The organism is Chryseobacterium salivictor (assembly GCF_004359195.1).
GTDB classification, from domain to species: domain Bacteria; phylum Bacteroidota; class Bacteroidia; order Flavobacteriales; family Weeksellaceae; genus Kaistella; species Kaistella salivictor.
Window position 1 is genome coordinate 2711299 of record NZ_CP037954.1, and the last position, 26461, is coordinate 2737759.

Here is a 26461-nt window from a genome sequence, read left to right on the forward strand (position 1 = left end):
ATGTCAATTTTATCAGATAACATGCGGTATTTGAGGGCTCAACAAAAATACCCGCAACAAAAAGTCGCCGATGATCTTTTGATCACGCGCGGACGGTACGCCAAATATGAAGATGGCGCAACCGAACCGCCGATTGAAATCCTCATAAGAATTTCAAAATATTACCGCGTGAGTATTGATTTACTGGTGGGTTTGGATGTGCGAAAATATAGTTTAGAAAAGATGATGAACCTGCCCGACAACCGAACGATCCTGCCCATTATGGTGGATGAAAAAGGCGAAAATAAAATAGAAGTCATTCCGGAGAAAGCACAGATGGGCTATCTGCAGGGTTACAGTGATCCCGGACATATTGAAAAACTGCAGACCATTTCCCTCCCCTTTTTACGCAACGGAAAATACCGCGCTTTTCCGGCGACTGGAGATTCGATGCCGCCTTTTAAAAACGGAACTTTTATCGTGGGGAAATATGTGGAAAACATCAATGATTTAAGGAATAACAAAACCTATATTTTCATCACCCAAAATGAAGGCGTTGTTTATAAAAGATTTGAAAAGAAAACCATAAGAAATATCACTGTAAGTTCAGATAATCCATTGTACAAACCTTATGATATTAAACTTTCGGAGTTGATGGAAATCTGGGAATATGCCTGCAGCATTAACACGGTAGAATTCGAAACCGAAACTTTGGACATGATGACGGTGAAGGATATGTTTTTGAGTCTGAAGAAAGAGATTGATTTGATCAGGAAGAAATAGCTATTTCTTCATTACAATTATTGTCAAAAAAAACCTTTCGACTGAAAGAGTTTTGCTTTTCTTGTTGTCAATCATTCGATAATCTGTTTGAATTGCCTTAATAACTGATTTTTTTTTAAAATTTCTTTTCTAAAGCGGAATATCAACGAAACTTCAGACTGCTTCAATTCCCGCCATCACTTTACGGAAAAGACTTTTGAGGTGATCTATTTCAGCTTGATGGTTGGTTTTCTTTCGGCAACCGAAATATAAGGTGTTTTCCAGTTTTTTGTCACCTTCCCAAATTAATTTGATCTGGCCGTTTTCAATTTCATTTTTGCACAGGAAATTGGGGATTACCGCCAATCCTGTTCCTCCTTTTAAACAGCGGATGATGGAGTTTAAATTGGGAACAATATAATTGGGCCGGAAGTTAGGTTTATGTCCGAAATTCAGAATCCAGAACTGGAAAAGATGTTCCATATCGCCGGTTGTGCCGTACCATTTCTGCTGTTTCAGCCATTCTTCAATTTGCCTTTTATCCTTCGTATTCAAAATCTTTTTGATACGATCGGTCTCAACTTCTTTTCCGCCGACCAAAATAATCTGCTCCGAAGAAAAAGCTTCATGTTCAATATTGGGTGAAACCCCTTTTTTGGGCGTGATAATCAAATCTAAAATTCCTTTATCCAGCTGATCCAGCATTTCCGGATAATCTCCAAAACTGATAATTAAATTGAACGGCAAACTTGAAACATATTGCTCTAAAGTAGTCTGAAAAGTTTCAAAACACATTCCCACACTTATGGTGGGCGTATGTTTTTCGGTAGATTTCTGAAAATTCTTCTCGACTTCTTCCAACTTTGTCAAAGGTTCGGAAACCGCATTAAATAAGATTTTCCCGCGCTCTGTCGGAATCATTTTCCGACCCGTGCGGTCAAATAATTTATACCCGACATACGCTTCCAGAGAGCCTAAATGCAAACTTACCCCAGGTTGCGAAATAAATAAATGCTCTGCCGCACCGGTAAGGGTCCCCGCTTTGTAAATCGCTTTAAAAGTCCGATACCATTCTAAATTAACCATCACTTACTATTATAATTATGATACAAATGTATGATTTATATTATTTTCATTATGGTAAAATTGAAGGTAATTTTGCATTCATAATTTTAAACATTTAAAAATGAAAAAAGTACTCATCATCAATGGTGGACAAAATTTTGGTCATTCGGGAGGAAAATACAACCAGACGATTACCGGAAACACGCTGAAAGTTTTAAAAGAATTTGGAAATATTGAAGTACAAATTACCAATATAAGCGAACAGTACGATACCAAAGAAGAAGTTGAAAAATTTGTCTGGGCCGATTTTATTATTTATCATACTCCGATTTGGTGGTTTCAATTACCGAATGGTTTCAAAAAATATATTGATGAAGTTTTCACTGCCGGTCATGCCAAAGGAATTTATAAAAGCGACGGCAGACACGCCGACAATCCCGAAATTAATTACGGAACGGGCGGCATGCTTGGCGGCAGAAAATACATGGTGACCACCAGTTGGAACGCGCCGGAAACTGCTTTTACACTTCCCGGAGAATTTTTTAATGAAACAAGTGTTGACGACGGGCCGCTGTTTGGCTTCCACAGAATGAACCGTTTTATTTCCTTAGAAAAAATGGAAAGTTTCCACTTTCATGATGTAGAGAAAAATGCCAATATCGAACGGGACATGAAATCTTACCGGGAACATCTCACAGAGGTTTTTTCAAAAGAATTAAAACCCCAGTCCGTCTAATGAAAAATCTTACAGCGTTTATAAAAACAAGATATCCATTTTAAAAACGCGGTTTCATGAGGAATATCTTCACGGATTGAAAAAAGATGCTATAAGCGTGACCTCTTTTTTAAAATAAAACTTTAATGAGGTCCCGTTTTTATTTTGATAAAAGAAAAGGTGAATTATTCCTCTTCTTTTTTAGTTATCCCTTTAAAATATTCAGCCTTCTCTTCCTGATTTCTGGAGGCAGCATCGATAGAGTGCGAACCGTTTAAATAGGCATCTTCCTCTGCTTCATCCGATAATTTTTCGTAATATTTATGAATCTGATCCAATTCTTTTTCGGTTAAATTCTCAATATCCACAATTCTGTTACTCGCAGATTTGCTGGCTGCGATCAATTCATTGAGTTTGATTTGGATTGCTTTGGAATCTTTGTTCTGGGCTTTTTGAATTAAGAAAACCATCAGGAAAGTGATAATCGTAGTTCCGGTATTGATGATCAACTGCCAGGTTTCCGAAAACTGAAAAATAGGACCACTTACCGCCCAAATAATCACAATCGCCAAAGCACCTAAAAACGCGTAAGAACTTCCGGTGAAAGTAGTTGCAGCATTTGAGAATTTTTCAAATAAATTATTGTCAGTTGCCATAAGAATCGTTTTTAATTATTCTCTTCACAGAAAAAAGTTTGCCAAACCGTTGTAACTGCTGTGGATGTGATTATTTAATCACTCGTTACTACTTACTTTTTACGGTATATAAAATAGGAACTCAGCAGGATGATATTCACCACAACGGCAAAAGCATTGGACAGAATAATGGGAAGTTCGTCTTTGAGAACACCATACCAAACCCACAGTGACAGGCCGGTAATTAAGAAGAGCATCATTAATAAAGATAAATCTTCTACATCTTTTTCCTTTAAAACTTTGATCAGTTGTGGCAACATGGCTACCGAGGTAAAGGCACCAGCGACCAAACCGAGAATATTTTCGTCCATTTTAATTTTTATTATTAAACGAATTTAGGAAAAAGCAGAGAAAGTATTTTAGGGAATTACAGCCACCAATGGCAAGCGCCGTTCTTGAGAGTTCTTAAAAAAAGTTCCAAAGCGAAAATTCACTTTGAAACTTTTTATTACTAATTTATGATCTAAAAAAGATTCCGGATTTATTTCTGAAGTTTATTCAGCAACAACTCAGCTACTTTTTCGGAAGACGCCGGATTCTGGCCGGTGATCAGCAAACCGTCTTCTAAAGCATACGCTTCAAAATCGCCGGCTTTGCTGTAAATCCCGCCGTTTTGTTTCAGCATATCTTCTACCAAAAAGGGAACGACATCGGTCAGTTGTACCAGGGCTTCTTCGGAATTGGTAAATCCGGTTACTTTTTTACCTTTTACTAATGGTTCACCGGAAGTATTTTTCACCTGTTTCAAAGCTGCGGGAGCATGACAGACGAAAGCTACCGGTTTATCGCTGTTGTAAAAGCTTTCGATCAGTTTTGCCGAATCCGCGCTTTCTGCCAAATCCCAAAGTGGACCGTGACCGCCGGGATAAAATACGGCATCGTAATCTTTTGCAGAGACTTCAGACAGTTTGTGCGTTTTGCTTAATTTTTCCTGCAAATCTTTATCTGCTTTAAATCTGATGGTGGCTTCCGTTTGATTTTCCGGTTTGTCACTGGTAGGATCGATGGGTGGCTGGCCACCATTTGGGGAAGCTAAAATAACGTCAACGCCTTTATCCACCAAATAGTAATAAGGACTTGCGAATTCTTCGATCCAAAATCCGGTTTTCTCACCGGTATTTCCCAACTGATCGTGGGAGGTTAAGACAAATAATATTTTCATAAGTATTTTTTTTAAATGGTTAAATTTATAATAGTCTGTTTTTTGTCGTGCTACACTCACAACTTCTTTTAACGCAAAGAGCGCAAAGTTTTTTTTGACCTTATGCTGTTTCCGATGCTTCTTTTTAAGGACGCAAAGGCGTAAAAATAAGCAAAGGTGTCCAGTCAATTATTGCTTCATATTCAGGCAAAAAATTACATTTTAGTAACTCATTTCGATAATTTTCTGAACATCTGCGGGCGCAAGTAATTTATGCTCTCCAAGTCCCATCCAACCTCGGTCTATAAAACGTTTTGCAATAATATTTCCGGTTTCTGAGTAGTCTTTGGTGTAGTCGGATAATTTAATATCGATTCCTAAAGATTTGAAGAATTCATCGGTTTTGTCAATTCCGGCGTGGGCTTTTTCTTCTAAACTTCCTTCGGTAATATTCCAGACGCGCTCCGCATATTGCGCCAGTTTTTCTTTCTTGGTTCCGAAATTATAACGGTAATGGTTTCCTGCTAAAATGGCCAAAGTTCTGGCATGATCAATTCCATACATCGCCGTTAATTCATGGCCCATCGAGTGAATGGCCCAGTCTCCCGGAACGCCCTGCTGGATTAATCCGTTCAAAGCCATGGTACAGCTCCACATAAAATTGCACGCGGCCTGATAATCCGACGGATCTTTCATAATGGCCGGAGCCACTTCAATTAAAGTCTGCATGATACTTTCTGCAAAACGATCCTGCAATAAAGCGCCGATCGGATAGGTCATATACTGTTCCATCACGTGGGTGAACGCATCTGCAATGCCGTTCGCCAGCTGACGCTGCGGAATTGATTTAATCACTTCGGGATCCAAAACAGAAAACTGAGGGAACATTCCCGGTCCGCCAAACGCTAATTTTTCCTGCGTTTCTGCTCTGGTAATTACCGACCCGGAATTCATTTCAGATCCGGTTGCAGGAAGCGTCAATACGGTTCCAAAAGGCAATCCTTCGGTCACCGGTTTTTTGTTGGTGAGTAAATCCCAGGGAGTTTCGCCCTGGTATAAAGCTGCGGCTGATAAAAATTTAGTCCCGTCGATTACAGAACCGCCGCCAACAGCTAAAAGATAGGTGATCTTTTCTTCTTTAATGACTTTCAGCGCGTCCAGTAAAACGCTGTATTCCGGATTGGCAGGAATTCCACCGAATTCTACGACTTCATAACCTGAAAGTGCTTTTTTTACCTGATCATAGATTCCGTTTTTCTTAATACTTCCGCCACCGTAGAGCATCAATACTTTTGCGTTTACCGGAATTTCTGCCGGAAGATTTTCGATCTGACCTTTACCAAACAATATTTTTGTTGGATTTCTGTATTTAAAATTGTTCATATTTTTATTTTTCCTGTTTATATTTTTACGATCATTTTCCCTTTATTCCTGCCTTCAAAAAGGCCGATAAAAGCCTGCGGAATATTTTCAAAACCTTCCACGACGGTTTCGGCCGCATGCAGTTTTCCTTCAGACAACCATTGAGACAGATGTTTCATTCCTTCGGGGAATTTCTCCGCATAATTGCTCACGATGAATCCCTGCATCAAAGCACTTTTGCGGATGAGGAAAGGTTCCACGCGCGGTCCCTGCGGAACAGAAGTATCGTTGTAGGCGGAAATCGCGCCGCATACAATAATTCTTCCCAGTCGATTGATATTGGCATGTACACTGTCTGAAACCGCGCCGCTGACATTGTCATAATAAATATCAACACCATTGGGACAAACTTCTGCAATGGCTTTGGTCATGTCCTTTGTGGTATGGTAATTAATGGCTTCATCAAAACCGAATTCAGATTTCAGCAAGGCTGCTTTTTCATCGGTTCCGGCGATGCCGATCACCCGGCAGCCCAGATTTTTGCGATTTGTCCCACGACACTTCCCACGGCTCCGGCAGCTCCGGAAACCACGATGGTTTCTCCGGCTTTGGGTTTTCCTATTTCTGTAAGGCCGAAATAAGCGGTTAATCCCGTCATTCCCAAAACCCCTAAATAATTAGAAAGTGGCGCAGTCTGAGCATCTACTTTTAAAACGTTATTTCCTGTTGATGTTTGAAATTCTTTCCAGTCCAAAGCTCCTGTAACAAATTCTCCGGCTTTATACTTTTCATTCTTAGATTCCACTACTTCCGCGACAACGCCGGAACTCATCACTTTTTGAAGTTCAAAAGGCGGCACATAAGATGGCGTATCGCTCATTCGTCCCCGCAAATACGGATCTACAGAAACGAATTTTGTTTTCAAAAGAATTTCGCCTTCTTTTATTACCGGCATTTCTTCATCTACAAATTTAAAATCTGACAGTTGGGGTTTTCCAACCGGTCGGCTGTTCAGTGTTATTGTTTTATTCATCTTAAAAGGTTTTTATTAAAAATAAATGACTTTTTTCTGTGTTTTTTTGATATTGCTGAATACAGGATACGCTCTGGCTTTGAGCTTACTTTCTGATGACTCATTTCGGATATCCATTTCTTATGAAATAAATTTTAAGAAATTTTCCACTCTTTAAGGTCGGTGAAAAAGAAAATATCTTTTTTGTAAGCAAATTTAAATAGGCTCCTCATTAATGAAGGTTTTTAAAATTAAATATTATGTATATCCGTTTTTAATCATAATGTAATTTTTTAAAGCAAAGGTTCGCAAAGATTTTATTTACAAATACCATGTTTACAATCTTTTTTAAGTTCGCAAAGGCGTTTCACTTAGCAAAGTTCGCAAAGACTTTACAATTATTACTAATTACGGATATACATATTAAATATTTATATCCGTCTTTAATGAATGCAAAGTCGCAAAGATTTCATTTACAAACAGGCTGTTTTTCTCACTTTTTTAAGGACGCAAAGGTGTAAAACTTGACAAAGGACAGAAGAAACATATCTGTATTACTAATTATAGATATACATTAAATTAAAAGAAAAATCAAATTTTTATCGCATCCCATGCCAACTGAAACGTTTCTTTTTTCACTTTTTCATCTAAGGTAAAGATTTCCCTTTCCTGCATTTCCAGTAAAAAAGACAGAGGATAGATGGTATAAGCATACAAAATATAGTCCGAAAGTGGTTTTATAACACCCTCTTTTTTACCTCTTTCCCATAAATCGAGTAACGGTTGCAGATTCTTTAATCCTTCTATTCTAATGGCTTCATCAATCATCGGGCTGTTGTCGCACTGGGATAAAAAGTTGGCTTCTTTTATCTGATTTAATTTGTAGTTGGCGATATTAACCCAAATAAGTTCAAAACCGGTCTTCACAGACATCTCTTCACTGTACCCTTCGAAAGCGCAGGCACTGAAAGACTCCTTCACTTCTAAGTAAAGCGTATTGATCAAATCCTGCTTATGTTCGAAATACAGATAAATGGTCGCCGGTGACACCCCTGCCATTTTAGCGATCTTAGACATCGGCGTATTATGAAAACCATGGTTGTTGACCAAAGTAAGTGTCGCATTGAGCAACGCATTTTTTTTGTCTGTTATTTTTTCTTTTTTAGCCATTCTTCTTTATTTTACAAGCGAGGTAAATTTATATGATCTCCAGGAAAGCCAAATCAATATCAATTGAATAACCAGCCTGAAATAGGCCAGCTCAGGACTTCCGATGACGGGCTGCGCTTTGAAGGCATCCGCAATATGGAGTGGCAGGAAAATCACCATTAACACAAAAATACCGAACAAACCATATTGGGTATATTTTTGATTTAAAAATAAGGTAACGATGCCTAAAAGTAATTCTACAATTCCCGACAAATAAACAATTGCCAGTGGAAACGGTAAAAATGACGGGACAAACGGAAGATAAAAACCGGGATTCCACAAGTGCTGAACTCCGGCCGCCATCATTAAAAATGCTAAAAGGATACTTGCGATCACCCAAAAAATCACTCTCATTGTACTTGATTTATGTTTTATTCTGCAAAGATATAAAAAAAAGAATGAACGTTCATTTTTATAAATAAACAAATGATGATGGCTGATACTATTTAAACCTAAAGAGGAATCATGAAATGCTTTCCTGCCCAAACATTAAAGGTGAACAAAGTCGCTGTTCCTTTAATTTAAAAATAATGAAATACAATGTTTTAAGAAGAAGCATCCAGAAAACAACTGTTCAACGAAAGTGGTAATCCCACAGGCGGGCAAAAAAATAAATAATCCATTTGCAGACGGACTAATTTCTGTTATTCAAAAATCTTCTTCTGGCTCTCACATACACCCTGCTTACTTTAAATTTTCTTGAAATTAAATTGAACGTACTGATGACGGTTAAAAGTGAAATAAAAGCCAGGGCACCAAGAGCGCCGCCAAAGCCTTCAAAGAAAAGACTTTTTTTACTGTAAATGATGCTGAACAGCATTCCGGCAGCAGCTAGCCGAAAATAGCTTCCATAGTATTTAGGGGAAACCATTCCAATAAACGAAGTTCCCATCAGGATAAGCGGAATATTTTTGGTGAGATAAGAATTAAGTGCGTGCGGAAAACAGTAGAAAAACAGCCCTGCCGCAACCGAAACTAAAGCCGAAGACCGAACCGGACCCTGTTTATAATGTTCGCTGACATAGAAAGTAAGCGTTGAACCTACAGTTCCGGCAACGGCTGTTATCATAAAATCATTCATAATAACCAATGTATAAGGGTGACAATCACCATACTGCCGAATGCGATACTGCCCAATTTTCCACCAATGCCGACGAACAGATTTTTTGCCAGCATCAAAAAGAGACCGGCTAAAATTCCGGCAGCAATGACAAAACCAATGGAGGGTGCGATTTTCAAGGCCGACATTCCGATGAATGCGCCACAATAAATAGCGGCCGGCACGTTGTTATAGTACTCTGATTTTTTATCGATGGACGGAAAAAAGGAGGCAAATGCGCCCGTAATCCCAACTGACAAGACGCTTCCAAGATCGGTGGAAGTATTAAGCAGATAGCAAGCCGAGGCTCCAACCGGTACCCATATCGCCACAGAAATATTTTCGTAAACATATTCTTCATGATGCAGATCCAAGTATTTATATCCAGAGATCAGCATTAAGGTGATGAACAGTACAGAAATGATGGTCGCAAAATGATTGGTTTCGTACTGCTCTTTAATAATCATTAATAAAAATACCACCTGAACAAACAGAACAGTTGATGTCATTAAAAACCGGGCGGCTTTGTGTTTCTTCATGCAATAAATCGGTTCCTAAAAGAGGAAGAGTCAGTTTAAATTTGTTTTAAAAGTCAAAAAACGATCTCCTTTTTATACAGATTCTTTCTTTAATTAAACTAAAAATTTTTAACGCGATAACGCAAAACACAATCATATCTGACCGCATTGACGTACCACTATTTAAAAACAAAACCCCAACTTAATCAGGGTTTTGAAAACTGTCTTTTTTTAAATTTTAATTACCTCTGTAGGTGGAATATCCGTAAGCAGACAGCGTAATCGGAACATGGAAATGGCTTTCTCCTTTAATTTCAAATACCACTTCTATGAAAGGGTAAAAAGAGTCCTGCTTCATTTTTTTAAAATAAGGGGCCACAAAATAGGTCAACTTATAAATACCTTCATTATCGACTCCTTTCGTTACCTTTAAAAAATCGGTAATCCTGCCGTTTTGATCCGTTATTTTTTCATCAACGGCGGTCCATTTGCCAGCTTTATCCTGTTTAGACAGACTTATTTTCACACCTGGAGCAGGCTCGCCTTTCGTAATGTCTAAGATGTGACTTGATAACTGGAATTTTGCCTCCTGGGCAAAGCTGAAACTTGCAAGTGCAAGCATAAGTACGGTTAAAAAATTTCTTGCTTTCATCTTTATTTATTTATTTGTTTTAAATCCTAATTTCTCTACTGCTTCCGTTGCAATAAGGTGATCATTTTCTCCGCTTCCGCCGCCGGAAACTCCTAAACTTCCAACGAGTTCACCATCTTTCCATACCGGTACGCCGCCCCCTAACAATAATAATTCCGGAAGTGTATTGAGGTTTTTCGCACTTTCACTACCGGCTGCATTTTTCATCAGGTCCAGACTTGCCGTTTTTGTCGACAGTGAGGTGTACGCTTTCCGTCTGGAGGCTTCTGTATTGTGCGGTCCTACATGATCTCCTTTTAACAGTAACAATGTTACGCCGGATGAATTGAGTACCGCAACGGATACTTTTTTATCTGATTTTTGAGCTTCAATTCCGGCCTGTTCTGCTAACTTCAAAGCTCCTGCCTGATTCAGACTGTTTTCCTTTTGTATATATTGTGCAGATGCCAGTCCAGACATGAACAGCAATACACTGGTGATTATTATCTTTTTTCCTGTTTTCATAATCGTAAAAATTGAATGTTCGGTACCGCAATTTACTGCGTCTTTTTTCTGAGTGACTTTATTGATCGGTAATGAACGGGGTAATCCTGACTTTTTACTGCTGATTGCGCAACAGTCTTTTTTTTACCTTACTTAAGAATTCGTGGGAGATTCCTAAATAGGCAGCAATTTGGTGTTGGGCTATTCTTTGATCGAGGGCCGGATATCTTTCCGTAAAATCCAGATACCTTCTCTCTGCAGTTTTATGAAGCATGCTGATCATTCTTAAGTGCATGGATGCCAAAGACTTTTGATTCATGATTCTGAAAATCTTCTCCGCTTTCGGAATATCGGCATACAACTGCTCTTTTTTTGCCCGGTCAACCGTTAAAATAACAGAATCTTCCAGGGCCTGAATATTTAATCTGGAAACTTTACCGGAAACAAAACTGCCAATATCTAATACCCACCAATCCTCGACTGCAAAATAGAGAATGTGTTCCCGGAGATTTTCGTCCTGATAAAAAACTTTAAAACAACCTTCCAGCACATAGCTTTCAAATTCGCACACTTCTCCTTCTTTCAGAATAATCCTGTTTTTTTCAACTGTTTCAATGGTATAACAAGAGATGAACGCTGCTAATTCATCCTGCGACAAATCAACGTATTTTAGGATATTCTTTTCGAAGGAAGGGTATGCCCCCATATTGTTTACTGGTTTTTTATATAGCTTTCACTCGTTTCGAGTGTTGCATACAATCCGCCTAATGCATTTAATCCTGCCAGAAACGATGCTGTAATCTGTTCAGCGGGGATCATTTCCCCATTCAGTTCGCGGGCTCTGGTGGTCACTGCGTCTGCGATAATTGTATTATGAAAACCGAAATCCATGGCTGCTCTGGTTGTAGCACTTACGCACACATCGGTCATCATTCCGCAAATTACTAAATTTGAAATAGATTTCTCCTGTAAATATCCTAATAATTCTGTTTCTCTAAAACTGTTCGGGTAGTTTTTTGTAATCACCTTTTCTGTCTCTGATGGAGCAACACTTTGGTGAATTTCCGCGCCTTCCGTTTCAGGTAGAAAGAAAGTAGCCCCTTCCTGGTTTGAAATATGCTTGATATGAACGACCGGCATGCTGTTGTTTCTAAAATAAGAAAGCACAGCACCCGCCTTTTCTGCCGCTTCAACTGAGCCTTCCAGTTCCATGGTTCCGCCCGGAAAGTAATCATTCTGGATGTCGATGATCAGCAATGCAGTTGTGTTGTTATTTTCCCGTGTCATCATTTTCTTTTTTTTATTTTAAAAGCTATTTACTTATCCTCAAATTCTTTACTATTGTTTTGAACAGGTTCTCTCTTTTAATTAATTTTCGGCAAAGTTAGTTTGGTCACCGGAAAAAAGTGTTGAACTAGTTCAATAAATGAATAATTTGGATATCCATTTTAAACATCATGAAAATTTTTGAGGCAGCCCCCCACAAATATTTTGTTTGAGAATGACCTGTTTTTCATTTTATTTTTAAAGTTCGCAGTCCGGAGATTCCTAATTGCTAAATAAAATTTAGAAAAGATTGAAAGGGTGTTTAACTTTTTCAAACCTTTGATTTCACTTGACAAATTTCGCAAAGACTTTCCCATTATGCTAAATTACAGATCTACCAAAAAAATAATATTGAACGGATTGCACCGGGCTGTTTGAAAATAAAAAAAAATGGGCCCAGTTTTGTCAGGTGAAGGAATGGCTCGATAATGGATAAAAGCTATTTCGTTCAAGATTCTGGCAAAAGGCAGGCGTTTTTACCATTAAAATAACAATCCTGGCTGTTCAGAACATCATAAAACACATTTTACATCCGTTATAACTTTTGAAACTTAAATCACCATGGCAAAATCCTCTATCATTTTCTTTCTCCTCCTGTTTTATACCGCAACGGCTCAAAACAGAATTGATGATATTCTGGGAAAATGGATGTCCGTGGATAAAACCGTAAGCGTATCTGTTTACAGGGAAGGAAAAAATTTTAAAGCCAGGATCTTGTGGTTTGATGAGCGTTTAGGAAACGGAAAGCCAATGAACACGCGGGTGGACTCTCATAATCCTGATTTAAATTTAAGAAACAGAAAACTGATTGGCATGGAAATTCTGAAAAACCTGAATTTTAACCACGAAAAACAACGTTGGGAAAACGGAAAAATCTACGATGCCTCCAGCGGCAGAACCTGGGATTCTTATATTGAAATCCAAGAGAATGGCCTGATGATTGTCCGTGGCTACTGGAAATGGACCTGGATTGGAAAAACACTGCATTTTAACAAAATGTAAATGAGCTTTTCGCTCGCGGTTAAAAAATCAGTGCCATTTGTGTTTTGATAAAAGCACGCAGTGATGAAGGAAAATGTCGGAACGCCACTTTTTTAACATCAGTCACATCAGTTTCTTTCTAAGTGAAAATGGTGCTGCTCAAAAGTGCACATCAGATTGAAAATCAAATATTTTCTGAATATTTGTAAAAATTATTTTTTAATGAAAATCAGTCTTCAAAATTAAGCAGCAGCTTTTTTACCTTAGTTTTTAGGTTCTTTTTAAAACTTTCGGGAGGCGTTTAAAATTAATTTTACGGTACAGTCAAAGCCTGAGCAGTTAAAGGGCACTATATGACATTTCAGCAAAACATTTTTACCTGGATTTTAAAACCTTGACCAGAAAAGCAAAAGAATGATGTAGCACGACTCTCTTGTTTCAATTCTAACTTCCTCCTATTCAATGGATTTAGCTGGCATCTAAAATAACGTTCCAGTCAGATTTTCGAAATTCATTACCGCTTTTAAAAGAATAATTAATAACTTAGATATTCTTTAAAAACACAAAATATCATGAAAACAAACCCATTAAAATCCGCTTTATCCTTTATTGGATTATTAGGAATCATCGGTGTTATTATTTTGATAACAACCAATTCTACCAGAGTTTACCGCCCTATCACTGAAACACAAACAGACTGGAAAAATCTAAAAGTGCTGCCCGGGAACATCACCAAGGACAGTCTGATGTTTGTAATGCAAACTTTTAACGGTTCTCTGGGCGTAGATTGTGTATTTTGTCATACTGCACAAAAGACCGATCCCAAAAAACTGGATTTTCCTTCTGATGCTAAATTAACCAAAGAGATCGCCCGGGGAATGCTCCAGATGACCAATGACATCAATGCGAAATATTTTCTGCCCCACGCTCCAGACCCGAAGCCCAAACAAATCACTTCCGTTTACTGCATCACCTGTCACCGCGGAAATCCCAATCCAGAAAAATACCTGCAAGGCGTAAGCAAAATGGTTCCGATTCTCATGCCGATCAGGAAAAATGAAATGAAAATGCAGTAACCGGAAAACCAGGACTTTGTAAAACAGATTGGAAAAGCATTGATGACGCTTTCGAGGTTTTTGATCATCAGAACTTTTTGAAATTCTAATTTAAAATTCAACCTAAGATTAATTAATGAAAGTCTATTGAGATTTTCATCGGAAATAAACGTGGGTTTTTAAAACAGATGGCACTGATAATTTCATCAAGTTTTTTTATCGTTTTGCAGGAATGGGTGAATCTTCGGTTTGCGCCCTTAGATGAGTGAGAAAAACAGCCTGTTTTCACATGAAACCCTTGTCCCGTTTCACGACGGGATTTAAAATTTAATGATGATTAAAGACGGATATCCTTAAAAAAATAGAATTCATTGAATTTCTATTTGGGTGAAGCTTCTGCCTATATTTTATTTTCGGAAAATAAATCCGACGGAAAATGGCTGAAGAAAACCACGTTAATGGCTATCTTTGCAAAAATTTTCAACCTCAATATCAACTCATTTTATGTCTTTATCCCTTTTTAATCCCTTCACGGATTTGATTTTCGATGAACAGTTTTGCTTCCTTACCGGAGATTTAACTACCGAAAAAATGACTGTTTACCCGGAGTGGCTCATGGATCATTTTAAATTTGGAACCGATCGCATTGAGATGATGGATAAAAGCAAGTCCTACACATATGCCGATCTACAGTTGCCTTGCTCCCCCCGCGTGAAAAAAGCTTTTGAGGCGTTGGAAGAAAAAATCCAGGCTGCCTATGAAAAAGGATATGAAGGCATGGCCGCACTCGATGAACAGTTGCTTTTTCTCTGGACGGGAAGAATGGTTTACGGCATGTTGTATTACGAAATGCGCTACGAAAGCAGCCGCAGGATGAGACTGAGAGAAAATTTCGACCTCTCATCTGCCCTGCGCGAACGTTTTGGATACTTCCATCTGATGATGCAGTCCATCATAGAACCGGTTTCTTTTGTGGGTCAGAAACCCTGGAGTATTGCGGTATTTCCGCTGAAATATTCCGCCGATATTTTCAGTTACCGTGATGATACGGTTAATTTACTGTTCCAGTTTGGCGTCAACGGATTTGGTTTTATTGCCTGTCTTCAGGATAATGGCGTGATCGGTGAAAAACAAAAGGAGATCCTCGAAAAAATGAAAGGTCACGTTTTGCATCCACTTCAGTTTGAAGAATTATTCGCGAGATTTCATTACTCCGATTATATTTTACAGTACAAACCGGAATACCAAATTGAAAACACCGCAACCGGAATTACAATAGAGGCAGTTCCTGTTACTGCCAACGAAAACAGACCTGTTTTCGGATTTTGGGATGAGGAAACTTTCGCACAGCTGCTCACCAACTATTGGTCGGTTTACGGCATTCAGAGGGGAGATATCATTCAGTTTCAAAAACCGTTTCTGAGCTTTCTGGAGAATCCCTATACGAAGGATTTTATTGTACCGGAAAATATAGATTTGCCTTTTTAACGGGTCAAGATTTTTGCACAGGTCAAACGCATTAAAAAGTATACCGCTGCTAAAAAAACTAAAGCATAAAAAAGCATTTAAACTTGGTCTTGCTTCCATAAGTTTTAGCGATTTGGCTGATCTTAAAAGTTAAAAGAAATTGAAGACTCCTTTGTCGGTCATTACTTCCCCAAACGAAATATCAAACGAAAGGGTCTAAAAAATGCGTTAGATCAAAGAAAAAGAAAGGCCCTTCGTTTATTTAAGAAATACAGGTACTTGAATTTCAGATCCCACAGCTATTTCCTGATTTTCATACTGATCAATAGGACCTGAGATTTACTGAAAAAAAAGTGCTGTTTTAATGCATTTTACCTGCATTTTTCATCATTAAAGAAAGACTCAAACTAGTTGATATTCACTCCGAAAAGATGTCCTACCAAGGCGGTAATTCCCATGGCCACTGTTCCCCAAAAGCAAATTCTTAAAACGGCGGTACCCATAGCAGAACCTCCCGTTTTTGCAGAAACCGCTCCTAAAATCATGAGAAAAACAATCGAGAAACCGTATTGATAATAGACCATTTCTTTGATAGGTGCTAAAAAAGAAACAACAAAAGGCAATAAAGCGCCCAATGCAAAGGACCCAAAGGAAGCCATCGCTGCCTGTAACGGTTTTGCCTGTGTAATTTCATTAATGCCTAATTCATCATGTGCATGCGTTCCCAGTGCGTCGTGTTCCGTGAGTTCTGTAGCGACCTGCAAAGCGGTTTCTTTACTTACCCCTCTGTTTTCATAGATTTTAGCAAGCTCTCTCAGTTCCACTTCCGGAAGTTCTTCCAGTTCTTTTTTCTCACGCAGCAGATCTGCTTTTTCGGTATCTTCCTGTGAACTGACAGAAACATATTCCCCTGCCGCCATCGACATGGCCCCTGCAATCATTCCCGCTAAAGCTGCGAGTACAATGATATTCCGGTCTGGCTGTGCTGCGGCTATGCCTATTACAATACTGGTGGTGGAAAGCAGTCCGTCATTAGCACCTAAAACAGAGGCACGAAGCCAGCCCACTCTGTTTACATAATGTTTTTCAAATGGATGATGCATATCTGTTTTTATTAAAAAAATGATTTTTAAACCTTAAATTTAATGAAATAATTTCAAATTCCGTCATTATTGATTGGTTATAATGCATATTCCACCCACTGAGAAGTTCTTTCACCCCGAGCTGATTTTTCATCAGGACCTCTCCACCTGCTGACCATTCCGATTGAAGCGGTTTAGGAATCAGAAAAAATACGGATGACTTCAATCTCTGGCGGAGGTTTTATCAAACTTCAGAAGTTTTCAAAAAATTAAACCTGTACAAAACCGCTTGAACTGCCTCGGAGGAATGACAATACCAATAAAAACAGGCAGGCGGCATCAGATGACCGGAAGTTTCAAAAGATGACGAAAATCCAATATTTCAAAATCTGTGCTTCGTATTCCGGCGACAGGGATGCGCTATAGATCATTTTATAAAATGATTCCTGTCACAAATTAAAAACATATAAATTCGGAAATTTACTTAATAAATACTGCAAGATGAAAGCGATTTTGTATTTCCATGTTATTCTGCTCGCCGTTATTCAGATCAGCGGCCAGAATATCCGGTTAGACCTCTTTCTTGCGGACACCGCCAATTGGCGTACCCTCCATTATCCAAAAACAGTGAAGCGTTTTTATGAACAAAACGGGTTTAAATACGCTTGGATGGATTCGGAAAAAGATCTTTTACAGGGCGCAGTTGCTTTGCTGGCAAGTGCACCCCAGTACGGAATGTCTTCTTATGCCAATCAGCCGCAGGAGTTTTCTGCCGAAAAATTAAAAAAGGCGGCGCATCCTACCACCGCAAAGGATTCTGTTGCGATGATCAGAAATGACATTCTGATTACAGATCAACTTATCACATTTCTCAACCATCTTCATTTTGGAAAGTATAACCCTTTTTATAAAGCCGATGAGATCGATGAACGGAATATAGACGGCTTCCGTGCCGACGAAATCCTGGCGGGCGCCCTTAGAAAACGGAATCTGCAAAATGCAGCTTCCGAAGCACAGCCAAAAATAAAAGCCTATCAGGATCTTCAAAATTATTTGAGGAGAACGTTTTCCGGCGATAATGAGGTTCCTCCGGAGACGGTGACCAAAATAATCATCAATATGGAACGCCTGCGGTGGGTGGACACTGATGAAGACTCCTATATCCTCGTGAACATCCCTTCCTACACCTTAGAATTCCATCAGGCAGGAAAAATATCGGAGTTCAAAGTTATCGTGGGAAAACCTTCCAATAAAAGCCCTGTGCTGAAAAGTGCCATTCATTATTTTACCACCGCACCGGTCTGGGTGGTTCCTCAGAGCATCATGATGAAAGAAATCCTGCCCAAAATCTTAAAAAACAGGCAGTATTTAACCAACCATCATTATTCATTTTACAATAAAGAAGGACACCCGATAAAGGGGAACAGCACCACCCTGAAAGCCGTGCGCAGCAACCCATCTCAGTTCACGGTAAGACAGTCTGCCGGGCCCGGCAATGCGCTGGGTGCAATAGTATTCCGGTTTCCCAACCCTTATCATGTATACCTGCATGATACGTCCCAGCCCAATTTATTTCATCAGGAATACAGAGCGCTGAGCCACGGATGCATTCGGGTGGAAGACGCAAAACAACTCGCAGGCCTGCTGCTTACAGGCGACGGTGCTGCCAACCAAATCCCAGAGTTGGAAGAGGCAATGCAGACGTATACCCGAAAAGATTTTATTTTAAAAAAACCGGTGCCCTTCATGATCTCTTACCTCACCTGTAGAATACACCAGGGAAAACCTGAGATGTTCAGAGACATTTATGGTCTGGATAAAAATCTGGAACAAAAGTTCCCAAACTGATAATTTAAAAAACACCTATTATGAGAACAATTCTGGTTCCGACCGATTTTTCAGAACCCTCCAAAAACGCTGCTCATTATGCCCTGAACATGGCCATAGGCCTCAAGGCAGACCTCCACCTCTGTAACGCGTTTACCGTACCAGCCGAAAGCCCTGTAATGAGCGGGGTTACCTGGTCTTTGTACGAATATCCCGACCTCAAGGAAGAGATCAACAAAGACCTGAAAAAGTTTGCCAACACATTAGAAAAAAAAGAAACTGTTCTGGCGGCAGATGCTCCTACCCTCTTTCATCCCACCATTTCTTATTCCTGTGAACGGGAAGATCTGGTAAGTTTTATTCATACCACCGCCATTGCAACAGATGCTATTCTGATTGTTATGGGAATGACAGGGGGCGGAAAGCTAAACCAGCTCCTCTTTGGAAGCAACAGTCTGAAAATGATTGACAAAACGCAGCATCCCCTACTCATCATTCCCCACCATCACCGCTACCAGGCTATCCGGAAAATTGCGTTCGCGACGGACCTGAGTACGGAAGATAAAAAAACCGCACAGGCTTTATCCAAGTTGGCGGAATATTTTGATGCCGAACTCCTGATCAGTCATGTTATTGATTTTAATGAAAAACTGGATAATGATGCGTATGAGCACAAAAAAGATCTTTTCATTCAAGACATTCCGGGGAAAACCAGCTACCTGCCCATTGAAGAGAAAGGGATCGACAGTGGCCTGGATGTTTTAAGAAATAAGGATCTGGATCTGCTGGTGATGGGGCACCAGCATAAAGTGTTTTTCGACAGGTTAACCGAGGGCAGCCACAGCATCAGACAGGCCCGTAAACTGCATCTTCCATTAATGGTTATTCCGCAGGGGGTCCCTCTCCTGTTCTGATCAGATTCCATTTTGAGGGCCGTAATAAAACCCCACAGGTATTACGGCCCAACCGCATCAGTCAACATTTTTCATCATAAATAAGGGTAAGGGTTTTTAAATTTGTAACTTCGTATATTCGGGTACCTTACACTGCCGCCATGGAAAACGCCAGACTTTTGCAGGCCGTTATAACCACAGCTCTTGACGGGATTATCACTGTGGACAGTAGCGGTATGATAGAACGCATTAATCCGGCAGGTCTAAAAATATTTGGTTATCAAAATGATGAACTGGTTGGTCAGAACGTTTCCATCCTGATGCCCGAACCTGACAGGAGCGAGCACCATCAGTATATGCAGCACTACCGGAAGACAGGTGAGAAAAAATCCATTGGAAAGATTCGGGAGGTGATCGGACAAAGAAAAGACGGTACTCAATTTCCCCTAAGACTCGCTGTAAGTGAAGTGCAGTATCTGGACAGAATGATCTATACCGCATTTCTTCATGACCTCACCAGAGAGAAAGAAACCGAGGAGATCCTTAAAAAATACACCGGCGAACTCGAAGAACTGGTAGAAGAGCGCACTAAAAGTCTGCAGCAAATGCTTACTGAACTTCAGCAAGCCAAAGAAGAGCTGCACCAGTCTCTTGAAAAAGAAAAAGAACTCAGCCACCTGAAAAGCCGTCTGGTATCCATGGCCTCCCATGAGTTGCGTACTCCACTAAGTGCTATGCAGCTTTCTATAGCCCTCATTGAAAAATATCTCGAGCGTTCAGAGCGGGTGCCGGTGGTAAAATACCTCCATCAGCTGAAAAATGCCATCGGCAATCTCAATGCTATTCTCAATGAGTTTCTTTCGGCGGAAAAACTTGAAATCGGCATTACTACTCCGGTTAACCGTCTTTTTGATGTTTTAAAGTTTGCTGAAGAACTCCGGGACGAAATGCAGCTGATCAGCAAGACCAATCAGGTCATTACTTACCGGCATACCGGCTCTGAACGCCAGATAAATCTGGATCAATATCTGATAAGGCACTGCCTGACTAATCTGATTACCAATGCTGTGAAATATTCAGGTGAAAATACCGTAATTGAATTTTCCACAGAAATTACTGATCAGCAGTATCTTTTTACCGTTAAAGACAATGGCATAGGCATCCCTGAAAATGATCATGCTTTGATTTTTGAGCCTTTTTTCAGGGCACACAACACCGGCAACATTTCCGGAACAGGATTGGGCCTAAGTATCGTGGATAGTTATGTCAACCTGATGAATGGAGAAATTCATTTCACCAGTTCCCTGAATCAGGGTACGCAATTTACATTATCCTTCTGTAAGACAAAGGATGAAACCAAAGATACGCTGCAAACGCCATCCATAAATACGGACTTTACTTATTGAGAATCATGACGTCCTCCGGCGGGATAAGGAGCAGAGCATCCTGCGTTGGCGGGCTTCAAAAAGCATAAATCAGCATGGTGGTCGCTCGTTTGGAAGGCATTCCTTTTCGTTGAGGCGGCGGGGCAGCATGGCCTGATTACCGTTGATCAGTACAGGTTTCCTGCCACCACTTCCTGAAAGCGCGCACTTTTTCCGGTACTATTTCCTGTCGCTGGGTCGCTGCTGAGAATTGCTGCTGACTCTGTATGCACAGATTCAATGTCGCCCGGTACCCTCAGATCCCATCACCGGTGTTTCACCCCGCGAACATTCGCAGTTTGTGAAAAAAAGTGATTAGAATCATTTCAAAAAACAACCGCAATCATGGCACACCATAAGGAGGGATTTTACCTTTGATGTATTAACCAACAAAAATAGATTGTCATGAAAACCTTAGAAAGAATCAACACGCTGCCTACTTTTGAATCCATGATGGAAGATTTCTGGAATACCGATGGGTTTTTGAACCAACCCATGCTGGCAAAGAACAATTATCCCAATGTCAACATCCTTGATCAGGACTCTAAGTATGAAATCACCGTTTCTGCACCCGGTTTTAAGAAAGAAGATTTCAAACTGGATCTGGACAACGGCTTTCTCAGCATCAGTGCAGAAACCAGCAAGGAAAGCAAAGAAGAGAAAAAAAATTACCTGAGAAGGGAATTCTCCACCTCCTCTTTCTGCCGAAGTTTCCGTTTGCCTGATAATGTTACGGACGAACAGATCAAGGCGAATTACAAGGACGGCCTGTTGAGCATCAATATTGCTAAAGTGGATAACGGTAAAACAAATCACAAACAAATTAAAATCGAGTAAAAAAGGAAATGCGCTTAAAGGTATCGCCCAATAACCCGGAAATTACCCGGGAAAACAGCGCGTTTAAAACGGGAATACTAATTTTTTTTTAAATCGAACGTAAAACCATGAAAAAGAACTCTTTAGTCCTGCGAAAAGGAGGAAAGTACATACGCAGGATTGAAGCAGGATAACACGGGATCAACTTAAAGCCCTGCCGGAAGTGGCAAATTGCCGCTCTGAGGATTCCGGCAGGGCTTACTATATCAAAATGATTCAAGGGTTGAGTCTGCTTTAAAAAATCAACTGGGGAGATTCTTATTCTGTCATGATAGTAACCCGTCATTCACAAGGGACCTTTTTAACAGGGGATGCCATTGGCCAGCAGTGCTCAATATTAAATTTTGGCGGGAATCTGAATTTTTATCTCATTGCCTGAATAGAAATAAGAAATCAAACAGATTTCTGTTCTGTGCTTAATCTGTTCAGAAAATCAATAACTTCGTCATCGGTTACCTGAGAGAAATCATCGTAAAACTCCCCTACGGCTCTGAAATCTTCCGGCGCATAGAGACAGATCACCTCATCTGCTTTCTTCCGGAGCTTTCTCAGCGCTTCGGGAGCAGCCACCGGCGTCGCCACCACCACCTTTTCCGGGGCATGATGTTTCACCAAATCAACCGATAAGAGCATGGTGTTTCCGGTAGCAATCCCGTCGTCAACAATAATGACCGTTTTGTCTTTCAGATCAATGGAAGAGCGGTTGCCCATAAACTTTTTATAGCGGTCCTTCAGTGTCGCCCGGATTCTCACCGTTTCCCGTTCTATAAAGTCTTCATCCATATTAAACCTCGGATCCACCACCCGTCCTTCCATACTCACGGAGCCCACTGCCAGTTCAGGGTTTTGGGGATGCCCGATTTTTTTGGTAAGCAGAAGGTCCAGGGGAAGATGCAGTTCTTTGGCGATGTAGAACCCCATAGGGACCGCACCCCGCGGAATGGCAAGGACCACTCCTTTGGTGTCCGCATATTTTTTCAGCAGGGGAACAAGACGCATCGCAGCGTCATATCGGTTATTAAAGATCATGGTGACTGTTTTTGGGTAAAGAATGATGTTCCTGAATACATTTTTGAAACCATTCGGAAGCCAGTTCGGCGACTTCTTCAAGTTTTCCTTCTTCTTCAAATAGATGCGTCGCGCCTTCCACAATAACCAATTTCTTTTCGCACCGTAAATCGTTGTACACTTCTTCATTCAGTTCGATGACCGGAACATCCAGACTGCCTACAATCAGGAGGGTGGGCGCTTTTACCAGCGGATAATCAGCATCAGCAAGATCAGGACGGCCACCGCGAGAAACGATTGCGCTGATCAGCGTTCCCAGTCTTTCTGCCGCATTGATTGCAGATGCCGCACCGGTGCTTGCCCCGAAATATCCAATCTTAAAGTTTTTATAGGCTTCCTGTTGGTGAATAAAATTCGTTACTTCTACCAGCCGCGCGGTAAGCAGATCAATGTCAAAACGGTTTTCATACACGAGATCCTCATCGGGGGTAAGCAGATCGATAAGAAGGGTTGCCATTCCACTTTTATTCAGTACTCTCGCTACAAAAGCATTCCGCGAACTGAAACGGCTGCTTCCACTCCCGTGGCTGAAAATAACGATCGCGGCCGCTCCCGGAGGAACCGTTAAAATTCCTTTCAGTGAAATGTTCCCGAATGGGATGATCATTTCGTGATTTGAAGTATTCATCGCTTTGCATTTATTGAGTCAAAGATAATCTGCTGAATGCCTGCATGTAATGATTTCAATCAGTAAAAAAAATGAAATTGGTCATTGTTTTTAACGCAAAATATCGGTTCGTTTGCAGGACCAAAAACAGCTGCCATGAAAATTTCATTATCAGAAGACCGTCATCTCATCAGCAGAGAACTTATCCATACCATTACCGGTAATTCGGTGGAATTACAGTCTGCCGAAGACCTGGATCAACTGATTGATCAAATCGGTGACGCCCAGTATGTTCTGTTGGGTGAAGCTTCGCACGGCACCCATGAATACTACACATGGCGGAGCAAAATCAGCAAAAAACTGATTGCGGAAAAAGGATTTTCTTTCATCGCCGTCGAAGGAGACTGGCCAGACTGCTACCGGGTCAACCGGTATGTAAAGAATTATCCGGATTCGGGCAAAAGCGCTTTCGAAGTGATGCACGCGTTCAACCGCTGGCCTACCTGGATGTGGGCCAACTGGGAAGTGGTAGCGTTAGCGGAATGGATGAAGAAGCACAATGAAAATCTCCCACGCGGTCAAAAAGCAGGATTTTACGGATTAGATGTGTACAGTCTCTGGGAATCGATGGAAGCCATATTGAAATACCTGGGCAAAGTAGATCCTCAGGCACTTGAAATTGCCAAAAAAGCATTTCAGTGCTTTGAGCCCTACAGTGCCGAAGAAGGTCAGGCCTATGCCCGGGCAACCATGATGGTGCCTTTTTCCTGTGAGCGGGAAGTGATTGATCTGCTGAAAGAAATAAGAACCAGAATCTCCCACTATAATACCGATCACGAAGCGGTTTTCAGCGCCGGGCAAAATGCGGTCATCGCTGTGAACGCAGAAAAATATTACCGCACGATGGTAAAAGGCGGACCTGAGTCGTGGAATATCCGCGACCGCCACATGATGGATACCCTGAACCGCCTGATGAAGTTTCACGGAAGCCATGCCAAAGGAATCATCTGGGAACACAATACCCATATCGGTGATGCACGCGCAACAGATATGACTGCTGATGGAATGGTGAATGTAGGCCAGCTGGTGCGGGAGCAGCATGGGGATAACAACGCATTTGCCGTTGGCTTTGGCTCTTATAAAGGAACCGTGATTGCTGGAAATAACTGGGGAGCCGACATGCGCATCCTCCCTTTGCCCGAGGCTGCTCAGGGAAGCTGGGAATACCTCCTTCATCTTTGCGGCGCAAAAGACAGAATCGTATTCATGAATGACAGCATGAAAAAACGCTTTGGCAGTAAAATGATTAAGCACCGCGCAGTCGGGGTGGTTTACCACCCGGAATATGAGCACCGAAACTATGTGCCAAGCCTGATGCCGCTCCGCTACGATGCATTTGTTTATCTGGATGAAACAAAAGCGCTGCATCCGCTGCACGTTGCAAAAGATGTGCATCAGATCCCCGAAACCTATCCTTTTGGCGTCTAAGTACCTTGAACAGATACCGACCTCATCCCGGTTACCATCAATGAAACCTACCGCATTTTCATAAAAAAGAGCCATGAAAGCAATGTTGATTTACAAAACGGTTGATTTAACAACGGACCGTCAGCCATTGGTGCTTGAAAATGTTCCGGTGCCCATTCCCCGCGATGATGAAATACTGATCAGGGTTTCAAGGTGTGGGGTCTGCCATACGGAACTGGATGAAATTGAAGGCCGTACTTCCCCAACAGTATTTCCGGTCATCCCCGGGCACCAGATTGTCGGCCGGGTGGCCGAAAAAGGAACCGCCGTTACGCTTTTTAATCAAGGCGACAGGGTGGGTGTCGCCTGGATATTTTCCGCCTGTGGCATCTGTGAATACTGCAGAACAGGGAACGAAAACCTTTGCGCTGATTTTAAAGCGACCGGAAGAGATGCTAACGGAGGTTACGCCGAGTACATGACGGTTTCTGAAAAATTCGCCTATCCCATTCCCGGAATATTTTCCGATTCCGAAGCGGCGCCCCTCTTGTGCGCAGGTGCGATAGGTTACCGCTCCGTGGTACTTTCCGGCATCAGAAACGGACAGCGTCTGGGTCTTACGGGCTTCGGAGCCTCTGCCCATCTGGTCTTAAAAATGATAAAGTATCAATATCCTGAGGTCAGCGTATTTGTCTTTGCCCGTGACCCTGGTGAACAGAAGTTTGCCCTTGAACTGGGTGCCGGATGGGCAGGAAATACACAGGACCGTTCTCCTGAGAAACTTCACGCCATCATAGACACCACCCCAGCCTGGACTCCCGTAGTGGAAGCAATGAAAAATCTTGAGCCCGGAGGACGCCTGATCATTAACGCCATCAGAAAAGAAGACCGGGACAGACCCTATTTGCTTAACCTGAATTATCACGAAGACCTGTGGATGGAAAAGCAGATCAAAAGCGTGGCCAATGTCACCCGCAAAGACGTAAGGGAGTTTTTGCAGCTGGCCGCTGAAATTCCCATTAAACCGGTCATTGAAGAATACCGGTTAGAAGATGCGAACCGCGCATTAACAGATCTCAAAAATAAAAAAAGTATTGGGGCAAAAGTATTGGTAATAGCGTGACACATCAATATTTTTTTTATTTAATCAACTGTGCCAAAGTTAGATAGCCTGTTATTGCCGATTAATAAATTATCATTTCTCCTTCTCTCTAAGTCTCATGTCTCCTTTACGGTTGAGGTAAATGAATTTGATTTTCTTATTCCTGACTTCAACTCAAAAACTTTTCAACACAATCACTCTTCAATGTTGAGGCAAAGAATTTGATTTTTCTATTCCCAACTTTAACTCAAAAATCCATCAAAACAATCACTCTTCAATAGTGGGCAAAAGTAATTTAGTCTTTTATTAAGTTCTTTTGTCTTGAAACAAAAGAACCAAAAGTTCAAGACTGGATCTTTTTGCTAAAAAATGAAGATTTCTTCCAAGAAAATCCCCGAACTCGCGCGGAAACAAAGTACCGCTTCGAAACGAGATGATGGCCGCGCTTCGGACAAAGGGGATTTTTAGGCGTTATGTGTGTTTAAAGAGTTGGATGGGAAGAAATCTTCATTTTTCTTAACGCAAAAATCTCCTAAGTCATAGGTGTTCATTCAAGATCTTCAGGTTCGGGTTATTTTTAAGAAAGTGGTTTTG

Annotated in this window: 27 protein-coding genes and 1 pseudogene; 11 read left to right on the forward strand and 17 right to left on the reverse strand. The window is 40.9% G+C overall.

All coding sequences use genetic code 11. From position 1 onward, the window contains the following. Positions 1–762: an XRE family transcriptional regulator gene (locus NBC122_RS12310; RefSeq protein ID WP_133440662.1), complete on the forward strand. Its 762-nt coding sequence runs from the start codon at positions 1–3 to the stop codon at positions 760–762. Positions 763–915: 153 nt separating this feature from the next. Here the strand turns inward: NBC122_RS12310 and NBC122_RS12315 are convergent, their stop codons facing one another. Then, the gene (locus NBC122_RS12315; protein ID WP_133440664.1) at positions 916–1827 is read right to left on the reverse strand and encodes a LysR family transcriptional regulator; all 912 of its coding nucleotides are present in this window, start codon (positions 1825–1827) and stop codon (positions 916–918) included. Positions 1828–1927: 100 nt separating this feature from the next. Here NBC122_RS12315 and NBC122_RS12320 point away from each other — a divergent pair, with 100 nt between their 5' ends. Beyond that, entirely contained in the window at positions 1928–2542 is a 615-nt protein-coding gene (locus tag NBC122_RS12320) for an NAD(P)H-dependent oxidoreductase (RefSeq protein WP_133440665.1), read from the forward strand. A gap of 164 nt (positions 2543–2706) precedes the next feature. Here NBC122_RS12320 and NBC122_RS12325 read toward each other — a convergent pair whose 3' ends face one another. The 13 genes and pseudogenes from NBC122_RS12325 to NBC122_RS12385 form a co-directional block, all read right to left on the reverse strand. Then, the gene (locus tag NBC122_RS12325) at positions 2707–3177 is read right to left on the reverse strand and encodes a low affinity iron permease family protein (protein ID WP_133440666.1); all 471 of its coding nucleotides are present in this window, start codon (positions 3175–3177) and stop codon (positions 2707–2709) included. Positions 3178–3269: 92 nt separating this feature from the next. Further along, positions 3270–3527, reverse strand: coding sequence for a SemiSWEET transporter (locus tag NBC122_RS12330; protein WP_133440667.1), 258 nt, complete (start codon positions 3525–3527; stop codon positions 3270–3272). Between the two features lie 170 nt (positions 3528–3697). Continuing rightward, positions 3698–4378, reverse strand: coding sequence for a type 1 glutamine amidotransferase domain-containing protein (locus NBC122_RS12335; RefSeq protein WP_133440668.1), 681 nt, complete (start codon positions 4376–4378; stop codon positions 3698–3700). 201 nt (positions 4379–4579) lie between these two features. Continuing rightward, on the reverse strand, positions 4580–5740 hold the full coding sequence (locus NBC122_RS12340; protein WP_133440669.1) for an iron-containing alcohol dehydrogenase: 1161 nt from the start codon (positions 5738–5740) through the stop codon (positions 4580–4582). Between the two features lie 17 nt (positions 5741–5757). Continuing rightward, positions 5758–6752, reverse strand: a pseudogene (locus NBC122_RS12345) (NADP-dependent oxidoreductase). A gap of 570 nt (positions 6753–7322) precedes the next feature. Beyond that, on the reverse strand, positions 7323–7901 hold the full coding sequence (locus NBC122_RS12350; RefSeq protein WP_133440670.1) for a TetR/AcrR family transcriptional regulator: 579 nt from the start codon (positions 7899–7901) through the stop codon (positions 7323–7325). 6 nt (positions 7902–7907) lie between these two features. Next, on the reverse strand, positions 7908–8294 hold the full coding sequence (locus NBC122_RS12355; RefSeq protein WP_133440671.1) for a DoxX family protein: 387 nt from the start codon (positions 8292–8294) through the stop codon (positions 7908–7910). Between the two features lie 280 nt (positions 8295–8574). After that, positions 8575–9021: a hypothetical protein gene (locus NBC122_RS12360; protein ID WP_133440672.1), complete on the reverse strand. Its 447-nt coding sequence runs from the start codon at positions 9019–9021 to the stop codon at positions 8575–8577. Next, complete coding sequence (locus NBC122_RS12365) at positions 9018–9578, reverse strand: hypothetical protein (protein ID WP_133440673.1); 561 nt, start codon at positions 9576–9578, stop codon at positions 9018–9020. The genes NBC122_RS12360 and NBC122_RS12365 overlap by 4 nt, the downstream gene beginning before the upstream one ends. Positions 9579–9795: 217 nt before the next feature. Next, on the reverse strand, positions 9796–10209 hold the full coding sequence (gene uraH, locus NBC122_RS12370) for a hydroxyisourate hydrolase (RefSeq protein ID WP_133440674.1): 414 nt from the start codon (positions 10207–10209) through the stop codon (positions 9796–9798). Positions 10210–10215: 6 nt separating this feature from the next. Further along, complete coding sequence (locus NBC122_RS12375; protein ID WP_133440675.1) at positions 10216–10713, reverse strand: GlcG/HbpS family heme-binding protein; 498 nt, start codon at positions 10711–10713, stop codon at positions 10216–10218. A 94-nt stretch (positions 10714–10807) separates the two neighbouring features. Further along, positions 10808–11398, reverse strand: a complete 591-nt coding sequence (locus NBC122_RS12380) for a Crp/Fnr family transcriptional regulator (RefSeq protein ID WP_133440676.1) — start codon at positions 11396–11398, stop codon at positions 10808–10810. A gap of 5 nt (positions 11399–11403) precedes the next feature. Next, positions 11404–11982: a cysteine hydrolase family protein gene (locus NBC122_RS12385; RefSeq protein WP_133440677.1), complete on the reverse strand. Its 579-nt coding sequence runs from the start codon at positions 11980–11982 to the stop codon at positions 11404–11406. A gap of 597 nt (positions 11983–12579) precedes the next feature. On the opposite strand from NBC122_RS12385, the gene NBC122_RS12390 reads away from it, so the two are divergent. The 3 genes from NBC122_RS12390 (at position 12580) to NBC122_RS12400 (ending at position 15542) form a co-directional block, all read left to right on the forward strand. Beyond that, positions 12580–13020: a DUF2147 domain-containing protein gene (locus NBC122_RS12390; protein WP_133440678.1), complete on the forward strand. Its 441-nt coding sequence runs from the start codon at positions 12580–12582 to the stop codon at positions 13018–13020. A gap of 551 nt (positions 13021–13571) precedes the next feature. Continuing rightward, entirely contained in the window at positions 13572–14075 is a 504-nt protein-coding gene (locus tag NBC122_RS12395) for a c-type cytochrome (protein WP_133440679.1), read from the forward strand. 483 nt (positions 14076–14558) lie between these two features. Then, positions 14559–15542, forward strand: a complete 984-nt coding sequence (locus NBC122_RS12400; protein WP_133440680.1) for a hypothetical protein — start codon at positions 14559–14561, stop codon at positions 15540–15542. A 386-nt stretch (positions 15543–15928) separates the two neighbouring features. Here NBC122_RS12400 and NBC122_RS12405 read toward each other — a convergent pair whose 3' ends face one another. Continuing rightward, positions 15929–16624, reverse strand: coding sequence for a VIT1/CCC1 transporter family protein (locus NBC122_RS12405; RefSeq protein WP_133440681.1), 696 nt, complete (start codon positions 16622–16624; stop codon positions 15929–15931). 480 nt (positions 16625–17104) lie between these two features. Here NBC122_RS12405 and NBC122_RS12410 point away from each other — a divergent pair, with 480 nt between their 5' ends. The 4 genes from NBC122_RS12410 to NBC122_RS12425 all read left to right on the forward strand — a co-directional run bounded on the left by NBC122_RS12410 (position 17105) and on the right by NBC122_RS12425 (position 21584). Beyond that, on the forward strand, positions 17105–18451 hold the full coding sequence (locus tag NBC122_RS12410; protein ID WP_133440682.1) for a L,D-transpeptidase family protein: 1347 nt from the start codon (positions 17105–17107) through the stop codon (positions 18449–18451). Positions 18452–18471: 20 nt separating this feature from the next. After that, positions 18472–19344: a universal stress protein gene (locus NBC122_RS12415; protein WP_133440683.1), complete on the forward strand. Its 873-nt coding sequence runs from the start codon at positions 18472–18474 to the stop codon at positions 19342–19344. A 140-nt stretch (positions 19345–19484) separates the two neighbouring features. Further along, a complete protein-coding gene (locus tag NBC122_RS12420; RefSeq protein WP_133440684.1) occupies positions 19485–20729 on the forward strand; it encodes a sensor histidine kinase in 1245 nt (414 codons plus the stop codon). 423 nt (positions 20730–21152) lie between these two features. Further along, on the forward strand, positions 21153–21584 hold the full coding sequence (locus NBC122_RS12425; protein WP_133440685.1) for an Hsp20/alpha crystallin family protein: 432 nt from the start codon (positions 21153–21155) through the stop codon (positions 21582–21584). Between the two features lie 432 nt (positions 21585–22016). Here NBC122_RS12425 and NBC122_RS12430 read toward each other — a convergent pair whose 3' ends face one another. Both NBC122_RS12430 and NBC122_RS12435 read right to left on the reverse strand, forming a co-directional pair. After that, positions 22017–22652: a phosphoribosyltransferase gene (locus NBC122_RS12430; RefSeq protein ID WP_133440686.1), complete on the reverse strand. Its 636-nt coding sequence runs from the start codon at positions 22650–22652 to the stop codon at positions 22017–22019. Next, entirely contained in the window at positions 22642–23319 is a 678-nt protein-coding gene (locus NBC122_RS12435; protein WP_133440687.1) for a dienelactone hydrolase family protein, read from the reverse strand. Before NBC122_RS12435 ends, NBC122_RS12430 begins: the two co-directional genes overlap by 11 nt. A 135-nt stretch (positions 23320–23454) precedes the next feature. On the opposite strand from NBC122_RS12435, the gene NBC122_RS12440 reads away from it, so the two are divergent. Both NBC122_RS12440 and NBC122_RS12445 read left to right on the forward strand, forming a co-directional pair. Beyond that, positions 23455–24786 (forward strand): erythromycin esterase family protein, encoded by a 1332-nt coding sequence (locus NBC122_RS12440; RefSeq protein ID WP_133440688.1) that lies wholly within the window; start codon positions 23455–23457, stop codon positions 24784–24786. A gap of 73 nt (positions 24787–24859) precedes the next feature. Next, positions 24860–25888 carry a zinc-dependent alcohol dehydrogenase family protein gene (locus NBC122_RS12445; RefSeq protein ID WP_133440689.1) on the forward strand — a complete coding sequence of 343 codons (1029 nt, stop codon included), beginning with the start codon at positions 24860–24862 and terminating at the stop codon, positions 25886–25888. Positions 25889–26461: the final 573 nt, after the last annotated feature.

Coding starts and splice junctions, on each gene's coding strand:
- NBC122_RS12310 (WP_133440662.1), top strand. CDS start 1: ATGTCAATTTTATCAGATAACATGCGGTATTTGAGGGCTCAACAAAAA.
- NBC122_RS12315 (WP_133440664.1), bottom strand. CDS start 1,827: ATGGTTAATTTAGAATGGTATCGGACTTTTAAAGCGATTTACAAAGCG.
- NBC122_RS12320 (WP_133440665.1), top strand. CDS start 1,928: ATGAAAAAAGTACTCATCATCAATGGTGGACAAAATTTTGGTCATTCG.
- NBC122_RS12325 (WP_133440666.1), bottom strand. CDS start 3,177: ATGGCAACTGACAATAATTTATTTGAAAAATTCTCAAATGCTGCAACT.
- NBC122_RS12330 (WP_133440667.1), bottom strand. CDS start 3,527: ATGGACGAAAATATTCTCGGTTTGGTCGCTGGTGCCTTTACCTCGGTA.
- NBC122_RS12335 (WP_133440668.1), bottom strand. CDS start 4,378: ATGAAAATATTATTTGTCTTAACCTCCCACGATCAGTTGGGAAATACC.
- NBC122_RS12340 (WP_133440669.1), bottom strand. CDS start 5,740: ATGAACAATTTTAAATACAGAAATCCAACAAAAATATTGTTTGGTAAA.
- NBC122_RS12350 (WP_133440670.1), bottom strand. CDS start 7,901: ATGGCTAAAAAAGAAAAAATAACAGACAAAAAAAATGCGTTGCTCAAT.
- NBC122_RS12355 (WP_133440671.1), bottom strand. CDS start 8,294: ATGAGAGTGATTTTTTGGGTGATCGCAAGTATCCTTTTAGCATTTTTA.
- NBC122_RS12360 (WP_133440672.1), bottom strand. CDS start 9,021: ATGAATGATTTTATGATAACAGCCGTTGCCGGAACTGTAGGTTCAACG.
- NBC122_RS12365 (WP_133440673.1), bottom strand. CDS start 9,578: ATGAAGAAACACAAAGCCGCCCGGTTTTTAATGACATCAACTGTTCTG.
- uraH (WP_133440674.1), bottom strand. CDS start 10,209: ATGAAAGCAAGAAATTTTTTAACCGTACTTATGCTTGCACTTGCAAGT.
- NBC122_RS12375 (WP_133440675.1), bottom strand. CDS start 10,713: ATGAAAACAGGAAAAAAGATAATAATCACCAGTGTATTGCTGTTCATG.
- NBC122_RS12380 (WP_133440676.1), bottom strand. CDS start 11,398: ATGGGGGCATACCCTTCCTTCGAAAAGAATATCCTAAAATACGTTGAT.
- NBC122_RS12385 (WP_133440677.1), bottom strand. CDS start 11,982: ATGATGACACGGGAAAATAACAACACAACTGCATTGCTGATCATCGAC.
- NBC122_RS12390 (WP_133440678.1), top strand. CDS start 12,580: ATGGCAAAATCCTCTATCATTTTCTTTCTCCTCCTGTTTTATACCGCA.
- NBC122_RS12395 (WP_133440679.1), top strand. CDS start 13,572: ATGAAAACAAACCCATTAAAATCCGCTTTATCCTTTATTGGATTATTA.
- NBC122_RS12400 (WP_133440680.1), top strand. CDS start 14,559: ATGTCTTTATCCCTTTTTAATCCCTTCACGGATTTGATTTTCGATGAA.
- NBC122_RS12405 (WP_133440681.1), bottom strand. CDS start 16,624: ATGCATCATCCATTTGAAAAACATTATGTAAACAGAGTGGGCTGGCTT.
- NBC122_RS12410 (WP_133440682.1), top strand. CDS start 17,105: ATGAAAGCGATTTTGTATTTCCATGTTATTCTGCTCGCCGTTATTCAG.
- NBC122_RS12415 (WP_133440683.1), top strand. CDS start 18,472: ATGAGAACAATTCTGGTTCCGACCGATTTTTCAGAACCCTCCAAAAAC.
- NBC122_RS12420 (WP_133440684.1), top strand. CDS start 19,485: ATGGAAAACGCCAGACTTTTGCAGGCCGTTATAACCACAGCTCTTGAC.
- NBC122_RS12425 (WP_133440685.1), top strand. CDS start 21,153: ATGAAAACCTTAGAAAGAATCAACACGCTGCCTACTTTTGAATCCATG.
- NBC122_RS12430 (WP_133440686.1), bottom strand. CDS start 22,652: ATGATCTTTAATAACCGATATGACGCTGCGATGCGTCTTGTTCCCCTG.
- NBC122_RS12435 (WP_133440687.1), bottom strand. CDS start 23,319: ATGAATACTTCAAATCACGAAATGATCATCCCATTCGGGAACATTTCA.
- NBC122_RS12440 (WP_133440688.1), top strand. CDS start 23,455: ATGAAAATTTCATTATCAGAAGACCGTCATCTCATCAGCAGAGAACTT.
- NBC122_RS12445 (WP_133440689.1), top strand. CDS start 24,860: ATGAAAGCAATGTTGATTTACAAAACGGTTGATTTAACAACGGACCGT.